15 protein-coding genes are annotated in these 15,180 nt (G+C 72.0%); 7 read left to right on the top strand and 8 right to left on the bottom strand.

The window, feature by feature from the left end:
* Positions 1-44 precede the first annotated feature (44 nt).
* On the bottom strand, positions 45-899 hold the full coding sequence (locus SCATT_RS27955; RefSeq protein ID WP_014152070.1) for an SAM-dependent methyltransferase: 855 nt from the start codon (positions 897-899) through the stop codon (positions 45-47).
* 394 nt (positions 900-1,293) lie between these two features.
* Here SCATT_RS27955 and SCATT_RS27950 point away from each other — a divergent pair, with 394 nt between their 5' ends.
* Entirely contained in the window at positions 1,294-2,037 is a 744-nt protein-coding gene (locus tag SCATT_RS27950; RefSeq protein WP_014152071.1) for a class I SAM-dependent methyltransferase, read from the top strand.
* A 64-nt stretch (positions 2,038-2,101) separates the two neighbouring features.
* On the opposite strand, the gene SCATT_RS27945 is transcribed toward SCATT_RS27950, so the two are convergent.
* Both SCATT_RS27945 and SCATT_RS27940 read right to left on the bottom strand, forming a co-directional pair.
* Positions 2,102-3,514, bottom strand: a complete 1,413-nt coding sequence (locus tag SCATT_RS27945; protein ID WP_014626697.1) for an MFS transporter — start codon at positions 3,512-3,514, stop codon at positions 2,102-2,104.
* A 174-nt stretch (positions 3,515-3,688) separates the two neighbouring features.
* Entirely contained in the window at positions 3,689-4,402 is a 714-nt protein-coding gene (locus tag SCATT_RS27940; RefSeq protein WP_041823758.1) for a TetR/AcrR family transcriptional regulator, read from the bottom strand.
* Between the two features lie 124 nt (positions 4,403-4,526).
* On the opposite strand from SCATT_RS27940, the gene SCATT_RS27935 reads away from it, so the two are divergent.
* Positions 4,527-5,033, top strand: a complete 507-nt coding sequence (locus SCATT_RS27935) for a GNAT family N-acetyltransferase (protein ID WP_014152074.1) — start codon at positions 4,527-4,529, stop codon at positions 5,031-5,033.
* Positions 5,034-5,058: 25 nt separating this feature from the next.
* Here SCATT_RS27935 and SCATT_RS27930 read toward each other — a convergent pair whose 3' ends face one another.
* Positions 5,059-6,039: a GlxA family transcriptional regulator gene (locus tag SCATT_RS27930; protein WP_014152075.1), complete on the bottom strand. Its 981-nt coding sequence runs from the start codon at positions 6,037-6,039 to the stop codon at positions 5,059-5,061.
* A gap of 70 nt (positions 6,040-6,109) precedes the next feature.
* Between SCATT_RS27930 and SCATT_RS27925 the strand changes: the two genes are divergently transcribed.
* Entirely contained in the window at positions 6,110-7,498 is a 1,389-nt protein-coding gene (locus SCATT_RS27925) for an MFS transporter (protein ID WP_014152076.1), read from the top strand.
* Positions 7,499-7,900: 402 nt separating this feature from the next.
* Here SCATT_RS27925 and SCATT_RS27920 read toward each other — a convergent pair whose 3' ends face one another.
* A complete protein-coding gene (locus tag SCATT_RS27920) occupies positions 7,901-8,758 on the bottom strand; it encodes an NmrA family NAD(P)-binding protein (protein ID WP_014152077.1) in 858 nt (285 codons plus the stop codon).
* Positions 8,759-8,887: 129 nt separating this feature from the next.
* On the opposite strand from SCATT_RS27920, the gene SCATT_RS27915 reads away from it, so the two are divergent.
* Complete coding sequence (locus tag SCATT_RS27915; protein WP_014152078.1) at positions 8,888-9,292, top strand: winged helix-turn-helix transcriptional regulator; 405 nt, start codon at positions 8,888-8,890, stop codon at positions 9,290-9,292.
* Positions 9,293-9,319: 27 nt separating this feature from the next.
* Here the strand turns inward: SCATT_RS27915 and SCATT_RS27910 are convergent, their stop codons facing one another.
* Positions 9,320-9,988, bottom strand: coding sequence for an SDR family NAD(P)-dependent oxidoreductase (locus SCATT_RS27910; RefSeq protein WP_014152079.1), 669 nt, complete (start codon positions 9,986-9,988; stop codon positions 9,320-9,322).
* 66 nt (positions 9,989-10,054) lie between these two features.
* Positions 10,055-12,028: a S9 family peptidase gene (locus tag SCATT_RS27905; RefSeq protein ID WP_014152080.1), complete on the bottom strand. Its 1,974-nt coding sequence runs from the start codon at positions 12,026-12,028 to the stop codon at positions 10,055-10,057.
* 284 nt (positions 12,029-12,312) lie between these two features.
* Here SCATT_RS27905 and SCATT_RS27900 point away from each other — a divergent pair, with 284 nt between their 5' ends.
* The 3 genes from SCATT_RS27900 (at position 12,313) to SCATT_RS27890 (ending at position 14,072) form a co-directional block, all read left to right on the top strand.
* Positions 12,313-12,744 (top strand): Rrf2 family transcriptional regulator, encoded by a 432-nt coding sequence (locus SCATT_RS27900; protein ID WP_014152081.1) that lies wholly within the window; start codon positions 12,313-12,315, stop codon positions 12,742-12,744.
* A gap of 91 nt (positions 12,745-12,835) precedes the next feature.
* Positions 12,836-13,588 (top strand): SDR family NAD(P)-dependent oxidoreductase, encoded by a 753-nt coding sequence (locus SCATT_RS27895; RefSeq protein ID WP_014152082.1) that lies wholly within the window; start codon positions 12,836-12,838, stop codon positions 13,586-13,588.
* A 67-nt stretch (positions 13,589-13,655) separates the two neighbouring features.
* On the top strand, positions 13,656-14,072 hold the full coding sequence (locus SCATT_RS27890) for a nuclear transport factor 2 family protein (RefSeq protein WP_014152083.1): 417 nt from the start codon (positions 13,656-13,658) through the stop codon (positions 14,070-14,072).
* 75 nt (positions 14,073-14,147) lie between these two features.
* Here SCATT_RS27890 and SCATT_RS27885 read toward each other — a convergent pair whose 3' ends face one another.
* Positions 14,148-15,119: an MFS transporter gene (locus SCATT_RS27885; protein WP_014152084.1), complete on the bottom strand. Its 972-nt coding sequence runs from the start codon at positions 15,117-15,119 to the stop codon at positions 14,148-14,150.
* Positions 15,120-15,180: the final 61 nt, after the last annotated feature.

Here is a 15,180-nt window from a genome sequence, read left to right as displayed (position 1 = left end):
GGTCGCCGGACGGACCGGGCATCGGCCGACAAGCGGCCAACTCGTCATTCGACGCGGGGAGTTGCCGTTCGCCGCGCCGTGAGCAGGACGTAGCCGATGACGTCGCACAGGTCGTTCTCCCGCGCCCAGCACTCCAGCAGCTGGCGGAAGCCGGTCTCGCCGAACAAGGGGATGTAGTCGGCCGGGTGGTCGCGGACGACGGCGGCCCACGCGGTCATGGAACGGCGTGCGTGATCGGTCGCGTCGGTGATGGTGGTCGGGGGCAGCCCCGCGTTCCTGAGCAGGTGGGTGAAGGCGGCCAGGGTGATGACCGGGGCGATGAAGAAGGTGGTGTGCGCGGTGGTCACGGCCGTGTCGTCACGGTCGGCCGCCGACCGCAGGAATCCGTCGGCGAGGACCAGCCGGCCGCCCGGTCGCAGCACGCGGGCGATCTGCCGCAGAGCCTCGGCCCGGTCGGTCACATGGGCCAGTGATTCGACGGCCCACACCGCGTCGAAGGAATCCGGTGGATAGGGAAGCGCCATGACGTCGGCGCGTTCGAACCGCGTGCCGCCGGGTGGCGGTGGCGGGTCGGCACCGGCGAGCGCGTTGGCACGGTCGGTCTCGGCCTGGCTGAGCGAGATGCCCAGCACCTGGGCCCCGGTGGCCCGGGCCAGGCGCAGGGCGGGACGGCCGGTCCCGCTCCCCACGTCGAGGACGCGCTGCCCCGCCTTGACAGGGGTACGGGCGATGAGCTGGTCGGTCATCGCCTCGGCGGCTTCGGCCAGGGTGGTGGTCGAACTCGTCCAGTAGCCCATGTGCAGATGGCCGTTGAAGGCCTTGGCGACCACGGCGGAGGCCGTGTCGTACCACTCCCCGAGCCGGGAGGACGATGACGAGAGAGGGGACGCCTGGGCCACTGGGTGCTCCCTTCGCACACGTGCCGCCGGGCTCGTCGATTCGGGAACCGGGCCGGAGGGAGCTCGTCTGAACGCCGGCGGGGCAACGGGCGGCCGACACGGCTCGCGTCACCGGGAGCGGCCATCGGCCCACGCTCACCGGGTGAGGTCACACCACACAGATGGCTGCCCCCACTGCTTATTCACCCTAGGCGCAGGCGTGTGGTCCCGCCACCGCTGGCGTCGGGAGATGGTGGCTTCGCCGGTGGGACGGCGACTTCTTCGTGTCATCTGCCAGTACGGCGGCGGAGGCGGGGCGGGGGAGACTGCCTGCCACGACCGGAAGCGGTGAGCCGCTGGATCCGGATGGTCGGTCGTGTCCACGCGCAGGACGAGACACACAAGGGGGAGCCACGTGAGTGTTCAGCAGTACGACGAGATCGGTGAGGCGTTCGAGGGGTTCAAGGCCCTGCCGTTGATACGTTACGGGGAGGTACCGAGTTTCCTGGGCATGGTCGGGGACGTCAGCGGCAAGTCCGTCCTCGACCTGGCCTGCGGCACCGGCTTCTACAGCAGGCAGTTCAAGCGGCGCGGCGCCACCGATGTCTTCGGCGTCGACATCTCCGCCGAAATGATCGCCGTCGCCCGGCAGATGGAGGAACGCGAACCGCTCGGGGTGCGCTACGACGTCGGTGACGTGACCGAGTTGCGCCCCACCGACCGGCGCTTCGACATCGCGCTGGGGGTGCAGTGCCTCAACTACGCCGAGAGCGCCACGGCGTTGGAACGGATGTGCCGCAACATCCACCAAAGCCTGCCGCCGGGCGGGGAGTTCTTCGTCTTCGCCCAGAAGCCCGACTACCGGTTCGACTGCCTGTCGCTGGAGAAGTACGGGTTCCGCTGCGAGCCGACCGGCGAGGAGACCGAGATGGGTCCGCGGGTACGGGTCACGGCGCTTCTCGACCCGCGGCCGATCAGCATCGTCAGCACGGTCCCGCGCCGCGAAGTCTACGAGCGGTGCCTGGCGGCGGCCGGGTTCAGCGACGTGGAGTGGGTTCCGCTGCGGGTGTCGGACGCCGGAATCCGTGAATTCGGCGAGGACTTCTGGGCGGACGTCCTCGCGAAGCCGCCGCTGGAGATGCTGCGCTGCCGCGCCTGACCGGCGAAGGCCCCTCCACGAAAACGCTTCCCCGGCGTCCGACCGGCGCCGGGGCCGTACCTTCTCAGCCCCGGCCCTGACCGGGCACCGCACGGACCGGCCCGTGCGCGTCACCGCCAGGGCGTGACGTCGGCAGCAGAACGGCGACGGCGGTCACCGCACATCCGGCGACGACATAGCAGACGACCGGCCAGACGCGATGGGTGGCGGCGTGCAACGCGGTGGCGACGAACGGCGCGGTGCCGCCCGAGAGCGCTCCGGCGAACTCCCGCCCCGCGGAGAGACCGGTGTAGCGCACACCGGTGTCGAACATCTCCGCGCACAGCGCCACCTGCGGCGCGAACACCAGATCCCGCAGCACCGGCAGCGCCACGACCAAGGCGACGAGGATCCACAGCGGGGAACGGGTGTGGAGCAGGGCGAAGAACGGCCACGCGTAAGCCACCGTGCCGACCAGCCCCACGGTGATGACGGTACGCCGTCCCCACCGGTCCGAGGCCGCGCCCCACATCGGCAGCGTACCGATGCTCACGGCGGACGCCACGGCGAGCGCCCACAACAGCGTCGACCTGGCGATGTGCAACTCGGTCGCGCCGTAGTGCACGACGAAGCCCTGGATCATGTAGCCCCAGATGAAACACGACACCGACACACCCATGGTGCGCACGACCGCCCCCGGACAGCCGCGCACCGCGGTGAGCAGGGACGTCTCCGCCCGGCCGCGAGCGCGGGCCCGCGCGGTGAACTCGGCGGTCTCCGGCAGCCGCCGCCGCACCAGCAACCCGAACGCGACCAGGACGAGACTGCCCAGGAACGGCAGCCGCCACCCCCACGCCATCAGCGCCTGCCCCGGCAACCGGGCGGCGAGCGCGAAGGCGGCAGCCGCCAGCACGAAGCCCGCGCCCGTACCCATCGCCGGGACGGCACCGAAGAACCCCCGCCGGCCGGGCGGCGCGTTCTCCATCGTCATCAGCGCCGCTCCGGCGAACTCGCCGCCCACCCCCACGCCCTGCACCACACGCAGCACCACCAGCCCGACCGGCGCCGGCCAGCCCGCCTGCCGGTAGGTGGGCAACAGCCCGAGCAACGCGCTGGAGCACCCCGTGACCACCATCGTCACCACCAGCATCCGGGCGCGCCCGAGCCGGTCGCCGAAGTGGCCGAAGAGCAGACCGCCCACCGGCCGGGCCGCGAACCCGGCAGCGAACGTCGCGAACGACGCCAGCACCCGCGCGGTGGGTGAGGTGCGGGGGAAGAACTGCTCACCGAGGACGACCGCGGCGGCGAAACCGTAGAGGTTGAAGTCGTACCACTCCAACACCGTCCCCACCATGCTGGCGGCCACCGTCCGCCGCCCAGGACGCGAGCCCGCGACATCGGCGCCCCCACCCGCCTCGCCGGGGGATGCCTTCACCGCCTCCACGTCACCGCCGGCCGGGACCGCCACCTGTTCCCCGGGCGCCTCGTCACCCGTCACACCCTGACCGCCCCGCACACCAACGCCCCCTGCCGCTCTCAGGACACCGACGTCCGCGCCCGCGACTCCCTGGCGCCTTCGACGTTAGCCCCGGCACCGCCCGCGCCCCGGGGAACGGCGGCCGAGTCCCCCGAACCAGTGACAACACGCCCGTACCGCCCGCGCGGGCCGGATTCAGTGGCGGGCGAGGCCGTCGAGCATCAGCTTGATGGTGAAGTCGAAGCGCTCGTGGCCGGTTCCCGCGGTGAGTTCGGCGGCGTAGCGCTTGGTGTGCGGGAAGGTGTCGGGCAGGCTGGAGAACCGGCCCAGCAGTTCGTCCCGGCTGACGACCCACTCGTTGCCCGGGTCGCGGAGCAGGGAGATCTCCAGGGTGTAGGCGTTGATGTAGAGCGTCAGGGAGTCGATGCCCCAGGCGGCGGTCTGTGGGGCGATGCCCGCGGCGAGCAGGATGGCGAGCATGCCTTCGCTGAGCCGCAGCGTGTCTTCGTTGGTGGGGGCGGTGGCGAGCGCGGCCCGGGAGATACCGGGGTAGCGCAGATACTGGTCGCGCACCTGGACGCAGATGCCGGTGATCTGCTCCCGCCACGCGGCCGGGTCCGGCTCGGGCAGGACGATCCCGGCGCACAGGCGGCCGATGAGCAGCTCGTCCAGATCGCCCTTGTTGACGACGTGGGCGTACAACGACGCCGGCCCCGTCTCCAGCGCGGCCGCCACCCGGCGCATGGTCAGCGCCTCGTACCCCTCGCGCGCCACGATGTCCAGCGCCGCCTCGACGATCGCCTCCACCGTGATCGGCTTCGCCCGCCGCCCCCGCCCCGACGCCGCGCCCGCCTCCGGAACGGGCTGATGGTTCCGCGCCGCGCGCCGTTGCTGGGGAGTGGGTGGCATGGTCCGAGCATACCGGACCCGACGAACCCTGTTCCACGAGCGACGAACAACGCTCCTTACACCACGAACGTTGTTTTCACGTGAACCGGTCAACCCCGTGGCCACTCCAGTAAGTTGGTGGTCCATGACGACCGACACCACGAAGATCGAGCTGCGTCCCGCGCGTCCCGAGGACGGGGCCGCCATCGCGGACGTCTGGTACCGCGGATGGTGTGACGCGCACCTGGGCAACGTTCCCGACGCCCTGGTCGCGCTGCGGACGCGGGAGTCGTTCGACGCGCGGGTGGTGCCCCGGATCGCCGACACCGTGGTGGCGGTGGTCGGCGGACAGGTGGCGGGGTTCGTGACCGTGATCGGCGACGAGGTGGAGCAGGTGTACGTGGCGGAGCGGCACCGCGGCGGCGGGGTGGCCACGGCCCTGCTGGACGAGGCGGAACGCATGGTCGCGGCCGGCGGTCACCGGCGGGCGTGGCTCGTCGTCGTACCGGGCAACGCCCGGGCCCGCGCGTTCTACGCCCGCCAGGGCTGGACGGACGAGGGCCCCTACGACCACGTCGCGCCGGACGGCCAGGAAGCCGTGACCGTACCGACGCACCGCTACGTCAAGCCGGTCACCGGCCACACCGGCTGACGAGGACACCCTGGCGCGCGACCGGTCAGGCCGCCGAGGACGAGGTGCGGTGGCGGGTGGCCGCCAGGCGGCTGAACTGGGCGCGGTAGGCGCTCGGGGTGAGGCCGGTGCGGCGGACCAGGTGGGCGCGGAGGGAGTCGGCGGTGCCGAGGCCGCACGCGGCGGCCACCTGGTCCATGGGGAGCGTGGTGGTCTCCAGCAGTTCCTTGGCCCGTTCGATGCGCTGGTGGAGAAGCCACTGCAGGGGGCTGACCCCGCTCTCGGCGTGGAAGCGGCGGGTGAGGGTGCGTACCGAGACGCCGGCGTGCCGGGCGAGGTCGGTGAGGGTGAGCGGCTTGTCGAGGTTGCGCATGGCCCAAGCGCGGGTGTCGGCGCAGGCGTTGCCGCGCTCGGGCGGCAGCGGGGTGTGGGTGAACTGGGTCTGGCCGCCGGGGCGGTGGGGAGCGACCAGGGCGAGGCGGCCGACCTCGTTGGCGACGGCGGCGCCGTAGTCGGTGCGGATGATGTGCAGGCACAGGTCGATGCCGGCGGCGTACCCGGAGGACGTGAGGTACGGGCCGTCCTGCACGTACAGGACGTCCCCCTGCAACTCGATCCGCGGGTAGCGCCTGCGCATCTCCTCGGCGTGCGTCCAGTACGTGGTGGCCCGGCGGCCGTGCAGCAGCCCCGCTTCGGCGAGCTGGAAGGCGCCGCTGCAGATGGAGGCGATGCGCTTGCCGGCGTCGGCGGCCTCCCGGAGGGCGGCCACGATCCGCGCCTCGGGCTCGTAGGGTGCGCCGGTCCCGGCGACGATCACCGTGTCCGCCTCGCACACCGTGTCGAGCCCGTGGCGGACGTAGAGGTCGACCCCGCCGGTGGTGGGCACCGGTCCCGGTTCCGCGGTGCAGACCCGCACCTCGTACCCGGGGCCTCCGTCCACCTCGACCTTGCCGAACAGCATGTCGGGAATGGCGACGTTGAACATCGAGACGGGGGAGGGCGCGATGACGGCGACGCGGTGCGGCATGGCCAGAACCTCCGGAGGTATGGCGTTCAGGTCACTACTGTACGGCGGCGAAGATCCGCAGGATGGGGGCATGTCCACGAACCAGACGTCACCGGCGGATCAACTCGCCCTCGGCGACGACGACATGAAGCCCGCCAGGCCCTCCGCCGCCCTCACCCTCACCGCCGCCCTGCTCGGCTTCGCGTTGATCTGCCTCGACGCCTCCGTGGTGAACGTGGCGCTGCCCGCGATCGGCACCTCCCTCGACGGCGGTATGGCCGCGTTGCAGTGGGTGGTGGACGCCTACACGCTGGCGTTCGCCGCGCTGATGCTGTCCACGGGCGCGTTCTCGGACCGGGCCGGGGCGAGCCGGGCCTTCGCGCTCGGCACCGCTGTCTTCACCCTGGCGTCGGCGGCCTGCGGGCTGGCGCCGAACCTGCCGACCCTGATCGGCGCGCGGGTGGTGCAGGGCGTCGCGGCGGCCGTGGTGCTGCCGGCCTCGCTGGCCCTGGTCCGGCAGGCGTATCCGGAACCGGCACGGCGGGCCCGGGCGGTGGCCGCGTGGGCGGCGGGCGGTTCGCTGGCGGTGGCGCTCGGCCCGGTCGCGGGCGGCGCGCTGACCACGGTGTGGGACTGGCGCGGGATCTTCTTCGTCAACCTGCCGCTCGGCGCGGCCATCCTGGTGCTGCTGGTACGGGCCCCGCGCTCCCGCCCGCGCCCGGCACCGCTGGACCTGCCCGGACAGCTGACGGCGGTGGTGGCCCTGGTGGCGCTGACGTTCGCCGCGATCGAGGGCGGGACGGCCGGCTGGGCCGCGCTGGCGGTGGCCGTCGTCGCGGGCGCGGTCTTCCTGCGCGTCGAGGCACGGCAGCCGCATCCGGTGGTGCCACTCGGCCTCTTCCGCAACTGGACCGTCGTCGCCGTGGTCGTGGCCGGAGGCGCGGTCAGCGTCGCCTTCTACAGCATGGTGTTCGTCTTCTCCCTCTTCTTCCAGCAGGTCCAGGGGCACTCCGCGCTCTACGCCGGGCTGATGTTCCTGCCGATGACGGGGCTGATCGCGGTGACCAACGTGCTGGCGGGCAAGCTCGCGGGCCGGTACGGGCCCCGGTTGCCGATGCTGATCGGGCAGCCGCTGGCCGTCGCCGGACTGCTGGTGCTGCTCGTGGTGAGCGCTCACACACCGGCGCCGCTGGTGTCCGTCCTCCTGGTCCCGCTGGCGCTGGGGTGCGCGCTGACCGTGCCGCCGCTGACGGCCGCGATGATGGACGCCGTACCGGCGGAACGGGCGGGGCTCGCGGCCGGGGTGCTCAACGCGGCCCGGCAGGTCTCCGGCGGGCTGGGCATCGCGGTGTTCGGGTCGCTCCTCGGCCACGGCTTCGAGACGGGCATGCGGCTGAGCCTGCTCGTCGGCGCGGCCCTGCTCACGGTGGCGTGCGCGCTCACCTTCCGTCTCCCGGGCCGCTCCGCGAGGCGGGCCTGAAGGACACTGTGCCGGTTCGCCGACGTGACCTCACACGTCGAGGACGACGGCGACGCCGTCATCGCCGGGGCGGCGAGCGGAAGGCTCCCGCCGTCATCCGCTCGCCGCCGCCCGGCGGTCAGCGCAGCGGCAGGCTCTCGACGGTGAACACCGGCCTGGCCGGCGGAGCGCCGCGCAGGAAGGTGTCCATCTGGGAGTTGGTCACCGGCAACCGGCAACCGGCCCCGGCTCACCGCGACGCCGGTGACCGTGCCGGCCCCCGGGTGGACATGGTTGGGGACCTTGCCGGTCGATCCGATAGGCGCGTGTTCTTGAGCGGTTGCGAGGCGAAGGCCGTCGGCGCCAACCCGGCAGGGGTTCCTGAATCGGCGGGTCACGTCACGTTGTGAACGCTAACACAGGTCAGCGCAGCGCGTCGGCGATCGCGTCGGCCAGCGACGTGGTCGGCCGTCCGATCAGGCGGCCGAGGTCGCCGGAGCCGGTGAACAACTCACCGCGTCCCAGGCCGAGATCGGCGTCGGCGAGCACGTGCGCCAACTCGGCGGGCAGGCCCGCCGCGGTCAGCGCCTCGGCCAACTTCCGCGCCGGCAGATCGGTGTAGGGAATCTGCCTGCCGGTGGCGGCGGATACCGCCTCGGCGAACTCGGCAAGGGTGAACGCCTCGTCGCCACCCAGCTCGTACGCCGCGCCCAGATGGCCCTCGGTGGTGAGCACGACCGCGGCGGCCTCGGCGTAGTCGGCCCGGGCCGCGGCGCTGACCCTTCCCCCGCCCGCGGCCCCGAGGACAGCGCCCTGCCGGAGGACGAGCGGCAGTTGGGCGGTGTAGTTCTCCAGGTACCAGCTGTTGCGCAGCAGCACGCTGGGGACGTCGCGCTCACGCAGGTACTCCTCGGTGGCGCGATGGGTGGCGGCGAGGATGGTGGTGGCCGTGTCGGCGTGCGCCATGCTCGTGTACGCCACCAGCGACACCCCCGCGGCCAGCGCGGCGTCGATGGCGCGTCGATGGTTGGCGAGGCGCTCGTCGACGGACGTGGTCGAGACCAGGAGCAGCTTTTCGGCTCCGGCGAAGGCCGCCGCGAGGCTGTCCGGGTCGGCGAAGTCGGCCCGGCGCACCACGACACCGCGTTCGGCCAGGTCCTCGATCCCGGCGATGTCCCGCCCGGTCGCGACGATGGCCGAGGCGCCGACCCCGCGCCGCAGCAACGCCTCCACGGTGAGCCTGCCCAGCTGACCGGTGGCTCCGGTCACAACGATTGACATGGACGATCCCCATTCCCGCCGCGTCCTTCGCGGCATCACGGGAACCACGATGACCTCGTTACTTACCGTTGGGAAGTAGCCACCTTGAGGTAAGGTAGCCACCTGTCGGATAGCAACGAGGTGAGAGCCGTGGAGACCATCGACGACGTGACCGGGACGACACCGCCGTGGGACCCGTACGCGCGCGGCTGCCCGTCCCGGGACCTGCTCGACCGGATCGGCGACAAATGGTCGATCCTCGTACTCGGCGAGCTCGGTGAACACGGGGCGTCCCGCTTCACCCGACTGCGGAAACGACTCTCGGGCGTGAGCGAGAAGATGCTCACCCAGACACTGCGCGCCCTCGAACGCGACGGCCTCGTCCTGCGAACCGTCTTCCCGACGGTGCCGGTGCGCGTGGAGTACGAGCTGACTCCGCTCGGTCGGACCCTGCGTGAGCCCCTGAAGGTGCTCACGGAGTGGTCACTGCGGCACACGGCGGAAGTGCTCGCCGCCCGTGAGGAGTACGACGCCCGTATCGAGCAAGTGAACTGACGCCACGTCAGTTGACGCGAGAGCCCTTCAGGCGGACGGGTACCCGTTGGTGAAGAGCTGTCCGGTGGGGCCGTCGGGACCGAGGGTGGCGGCCCGGGCGATGTCACGGGCGCTCTCGGCGGCCGGGCGGTCGGTGGCGTCGTCGCCGCGCTCCGGATGGGTGGCGGTGTTGCCGGGGTCGACGGCGTTGACGAGGATCGGGGTCTCCGCGAGGGCGCGGGCGAGCACGGTGGTCAGCGCGTTGAGCATGTACTTGGCCATCGAGTAGGCCGGGGAGCGCAGCGGCGCGCCGAGATCGAGTCCGGTGGCGATCTGCTGGGCGGCGAGGCTGGAGACGTTCACGATCCGGGCCGCGGGCGCGGCGGTCAGCAGCGGCAGCAACGCCTGGGTCAGTGCCCACGGGCCGATCACGGAGACGTCCAGCGCGGTGCGCGCCGCGTCCATGTCGGCCTCCAGCGCGGAGAGGGTGCGGAAGTCGGGCAGGGCGCCGGCGTTGTTGATCAGAACGTCGAGGTGGCCGAAGGCCCGGGTGAGGTGATCGGCCACCTCGGCCATGCCAGCCCGGTCGGTGAGGTCCAGGCGCAGGGCGGTGGCCGCGTATCCGTCCTGGCGCAGTCGCTCGGCCAGCGACTCCGCCGCGGAGCGGTCGCGCGCGGTGAGGACGACGTGGAAGTCGCGCTCGGCGAGCGGCCGCAACCGTCCGATCGGTTGACACGGCCCAGAGGCGGACCAGCGGTGTCGTGGTTGCGCCCCGGCTCGGGTCTACAGCCAGCGGTCGTACCAGGCGCGGATCCGCCGAAGGGCGTCGAGTTGGTGGGCGCGCTCGTCGAGCCCATGGCCCTCGCGGGGGTAGACGACCAACTCGTGCTCGACCCCGAAGTGGCGCAGCGCGCGATGGAAGTGGATCGCCTGGCCGAGCGGGACGTTGGTGTCCTCCTCGCCGTGCAGGATCAGCACCGGGGTGCGGATGCCGGAGGCGTAGGAGATGGGACTGTGCCGGTCGTGGACGTGTGGTCCCGGGCCCTCCCATCCGGTGCTGCCGCCGAGCGCCGCGTCGAGGAGCCCCCAGTCGCCGGTCCCGGCCTGCATGCCCCAGTCGCTGATGCCCGCGCCCATCATGGCGGCCTTGAACCGGTCTGTACGGGCTGCCGCCCAGGCCGCGATGAAGCCCCCGTGGCTCCATCCGGAGATCCCCAGACGCTCGGGGTCGGCGACTCCCTGTGCCACCAGCAGGTCGATCCCGCTGAGAATGTCGGTCCACTCATCGCCGCCGACCGCGCCCGCGACCACGGCGGCGAACTCGTGGCCGTGCCCCGAGCCGCCTCGGGGGTTGGGCAGGAAGACCGCGTACCCGGCGGTCGCCAGCCACTGGCCGCAATCGATCGCGTTGAGGGCGAATTCGTCGGCGTAGCGGTAGTAAGGGCCGCCGTGGACCAGGGTGACCAGCGGAAACGGACCGTTGTCCCGACTCCGGCCGGCCGGCAGGATCAGCAGGCCGTCCAACTGGACTCCGTCGGAAGCCTGGTAGTGAAGGCGCTCCTGGACACCCCAACGGATCCTGCGCAGTTCCGGCATGGTGTCGCTGAGCCGGACCAGTGGTCCGCCGGTGGGTCCCGCGTGGACGTTCTTGGGCTCGTACGCCGTACTTGCCAGCAGGGCGACGGTTTCCCCGCCGCGACTCGCGGTGAGCCCGGCGAGCATGCCGGGGGCGGCGGACACCTGGTGGAACCGCAGGGACTCCGGGTGGAGCCGGTACAGCGCGGTGTCCAGCCCGTCGGCGAACAGCGCGAGTGGGGGCCCGTCCGCGACCTGCACCAACTCGCTCGGGCTGACGGACATGCCGGCGGTGAGGTCGCGGTGTCCGACGGCCGGGCCGCTCGCCGGCGGGACGGTGTCGATCACGGCGAGCCCGCCGACCAGGTGCTCGGGGGTCACCGCCAGGTGGGCCAGATGCCACACACCGTCGTGGTGCCACCAGGCCGGGGACTGGGCCTCGATCCCGACCGGACCCAGGTCGTGGACGGATGCCGAGTGCGGATCCACCACATGCAGTTCCGCCGTCATGACGCCGGGGTCGAGCTCAGGGGTGGACCAGCTCAGCACCGCCAGCGGGCCGCCGTCCGGACGCTGGACCAACCCGACCACATGCCGGTCACCGAGGCCGTCCACGGTGCGGAGCACGCCGGTCTCCAGGTCGAGCAGGCGCAGCCGGGTGGGCGGAAGGTGGCGGCCCCAGACCTTGGCGTCGTCGCACTCGGCTTCCCGGCGTTCGTCCTCCGCGGTGGGTTCGTCCTCGGCGAGCAGGGCGACGGTGCGGCCGTCGAAGAGCGGCAAGTGGTCGCAGATGCCGCCGCGCCAACTGGTCAAGGCCTCGGCCTCGGCGATGTCCTCGCCGCCGTCCAGACGGATCCGCTGGAGTTGGGCGGTGCCCTGTTCCTCGCGGTCGGAGGTGAAGAAGAGGGAGGCCGAGTCCGGGGCCCACTTCGGGGCGAGGTCGCGGGCCGTGCCGTCGGTCAGCCTGTGCGGGGCTGTGCTGCCGTCGGCGGCGGTGACCCAGATGGACCCGTGCGGACGCCCGCCCTTTCCGCCGTTCGCGACCACTCCGTGGGCGACCAGGCGGCCGTCCGGCGAGATGGCCGGTGTCACGGCGGCGGCGACGTCCACCACCAGTTCGGCGGTGAGCGGGTCGGTCGGTTCGGGGGTCGGCTGCGGTGCGGGTGCGGGGTGCGGCGGCATGCAGACTGCCTTTCGCTCGTCACTACGGCAAGCGGACATCCTCCCGCACTATCGGGTCGGCGTCAGCCGGAATTCGGAGAGCGGGCGGCATGCGAACCCGCCCCGGACGGCCTGCCGTAGCCCATGGCGCATCGACCGAACGCCCGGCGCGTTACCGGGAGTTGAGCCGCAGACGCCAGGCGGGCCGACGAGGGCGGTCCGGCCGGCCCCACAACACTTGCCGCATGCGGTTGTAACAACTATCGTTACGACTGAGCCGGGGGTCGAGGGAGATGGAGTCCGACGTGAGCGCCAACAGCAGGCTGACCATCGCGGCGCACGCCCTGACGTGGATCGGCCTGTATCAGCGGCGTGGCCACGAGGTCGCCACCTCAGAGCAGATCGCGACGAGCGTCAACACCAACCCGGTGGTGATCCGCCGCCTGCTGGCCACGTTGAGCAAGGCCGGCCTGGTCGATTCACGGCGGGGGGCGGGGGCGGGCTGGATGCTCGCGCGGGACCTGGCGGCGATCACCCTGCTCGACGTCTACCAGGCGATCGAGCCGGGACCTGTCTTCGCCCTGCATCCCGCGACACCGGACCACGAGTGCGTCGTGGGCCACGGCATCGGGCCGGCGATGACCGCCGTGTACGACAAGGTGGAGGCCGCCCTGCGTAGGGAGTTGGCGAAAACCACGCTGGAGGACGTACTGCGGGACGTCTTGAGAGCCGCCTGACCTCGGATCGTCGACTTCCTCCGATCGAGGAGGTCGCATCCCGCGCCCGGCAATGTAACAAAAATGGTTACATCAAGGATCGGAGAGTCTCATGGGACAACTGGACGACAAGATCGCCCTCGTCACCGGCGCATCCAGCGGCATCGGCCTGGCGATCGCCCGCCGTTTCGCCGCCGAGGGCGCGACCGTCTACCTGACCGGGCGCCGCAAGGCCGCGCTGGACGCCGCCGTTGCGCAGGTCGGCGCCCGCGGCATCGCCGTCCAGGGTGATGCCGCGGACCTCGGCGATCTCGACCGGCTCTTCGCCGAGATCGCGAACCGCAGCGGCCACCTGGACATCGTGGTGGCCAACGCCGGGGTCGGGGAGTACGGCCCGCTCGGCGCGATCACCGAGGAGGAGTACGACCGCACCACCTCGGTCAACCTCAAGGGCACGGTCTTCACCGTCCAGAAGGCGCTGCCGCTGCTGACGGCCGGCGCCTCGGTGACCCTGCTGTCCTCCAGCTCGGCGCTGCGGGCCACCCCGGGCCTGGGTGTCTACGCCGCCACCAAGGCCGCGATCCGCAGCCTCGCCCGCACCTGGGCCGCCGAACTGGCCGACCGCGGAATCCGCGTCAACGCCCTCACCCCCGGCCCCGTCGAGACCCCGGGCCTGGACGACCTCCTCGCCGCCTTCCCGCACGGCGACCGTCCCACCGCCGCCGAACCCGCCCCACCGACCCCGCTCGGCCGCGTCGGCCACCCCGACGAGGTCGCCGCCGCCGCCCTCTACCTGGCCGGCGACCAGAGCACTTTCACCACCGGCGCGGAACTGTTCGTCGACGGCGGCGCCACCCAGCTCTAGACGCCCTTGGCGCGCTGCGCGGCAAGCACCGAACGAAACGACAGAAGACAAAGACAGGACAAGGACGATGGCAACAGATACGCAGACCTCGCGGACCGTGGCCGAGCAGTTCGTGGAGCGCCTCGGCAGGCAGGACCCCGACGGCATCCAGGAACTCTTCGCCGAGGAGATCGACTGGCACGTCCCCGGCAGTGACGCGCTGCCCTGGACCGGGCGCCGTACCCGCCGGGAGGAGGTCGCGCCGTACTTCACCACGATGTGGCCGCACTTCGCGCAGGGCAGGAGCAAGGTCGTGCTGGAGCGCGTCATCGTCGACGGTGGTGACGTGGTGCTGCTGGCGGTCTTCACCCACACCGTCGCGTCCAGCGGGAGGGAATTCACCACACCGGCGGCCATGCACCTGGTGGTCGAGGACAACCGGATCGTCCGCATGCACCTGTACGAGGACACGCTGACCGTCGGGAAGGCGTTCGACGCGGGCTGAGCGCGGCCCGGAGCGCATGGCGGCCAGGCGGGCGGGACCTCGCGTTTGGCCATCGGCATCAGCCCGAACGAGGGTTCATGAGGCAGCGGTGACCGCGGTGTCGTCGGTGTGCTCGGCGGCGGAGGTACGCGGCAGGACCAGGTAGGTCAGCCCCAGGCCGGCGAGGCTCAGCGCGGCGCCGGCCAGGCCGGTCCAGCGTAGGGCGTGTGCGGCGACCAGCAGGCCGCCGAACACGCCACGCACGGTCGTGGACATCGATGTGTCGGTCAGCCGGCCCGCCGCCAGGTTGCCCAGGAAGCTGCCGGCTCCGTAGGCGAGCAGCAGCCCGGAGACGGCCGCGGCGGAGAAGTGGCACACCCGAGTGAGCAACGGGGCGATGTAGGTGAAGACAACAGCGACGCCGGAGAAGCCGACCGCCGTGCTGGCGACGGCCAGTAGCACCGGCTTGCGGGTCACCACCCGCAACTCCGCGCGCAGCCGACCGGTCGGTGCCGGCCGACGCGGCAGCACCAGTGCCAGCAGCGCGACGGCAACCAGGGTGAGCACCGTCAACGCCACGAACGGCGCGCGCCATCCGGCGCCGTGCCCCAACAGCGAACCCAGCGGCACGCCGAGCAAGGTGGCCACGGTGAACCCGGACGCCACCGTGGCGATGGCCGCGCCGGTCTTCTCCCGGGCAACGACGCTGGTGGCCGTCACCAGGGCCAACGCCAGGAACGCCGCGTGGCTGAGCGAGCACACCACCCGCCCGGCCAACAGCATCGCGAACGAGGTGGCCGTCGCGCTGAGCGCGCTGCCCGCGGCGAACAGCAGCATCAAGGCGATCGCCAGGCCCTTGCGCGGCAACCGCCCCGTCAGCATGGTCACCACGGGGCCGCCGATCACCACGCCGAGTGCGTACGCGGTCACCGCCTGCCCGGCGGTGGCCTGCGAGACGTGCAGGTCGGCGCCGATCTCGGGCAACACGCCCGCGACCAGGTATTCCGACGTACCGACAACGAAGACGCTCGCGCACAAGGCGGCGAGCTGGGCGAAGCTCTTCCTCATGGCCGGAAAGCTAGAGTCTGACATCGGTGTGAGAGTCAAGCGGCGGTGCCCGCGCTCAAGA

Source organism: Streptantibioticus cattleyicolor NRRL 8057 = DSM 46488 (genome assembly GCF_000240165.1).
In the GTDB taxonomy this organism is placed as follows: domain Bacteria; phylum Actinomycetota; class Actinomycetes; order Streptomycetales; family Streptomycetaceae; genus Streptantibioticus; species Streptantibioticus cattleyicolor.
The sequence above is the reverse complement of the archived record's forward strand: the minus strand, read 5'-3'. Positions and strand labels throughout refer to the sequence as shown.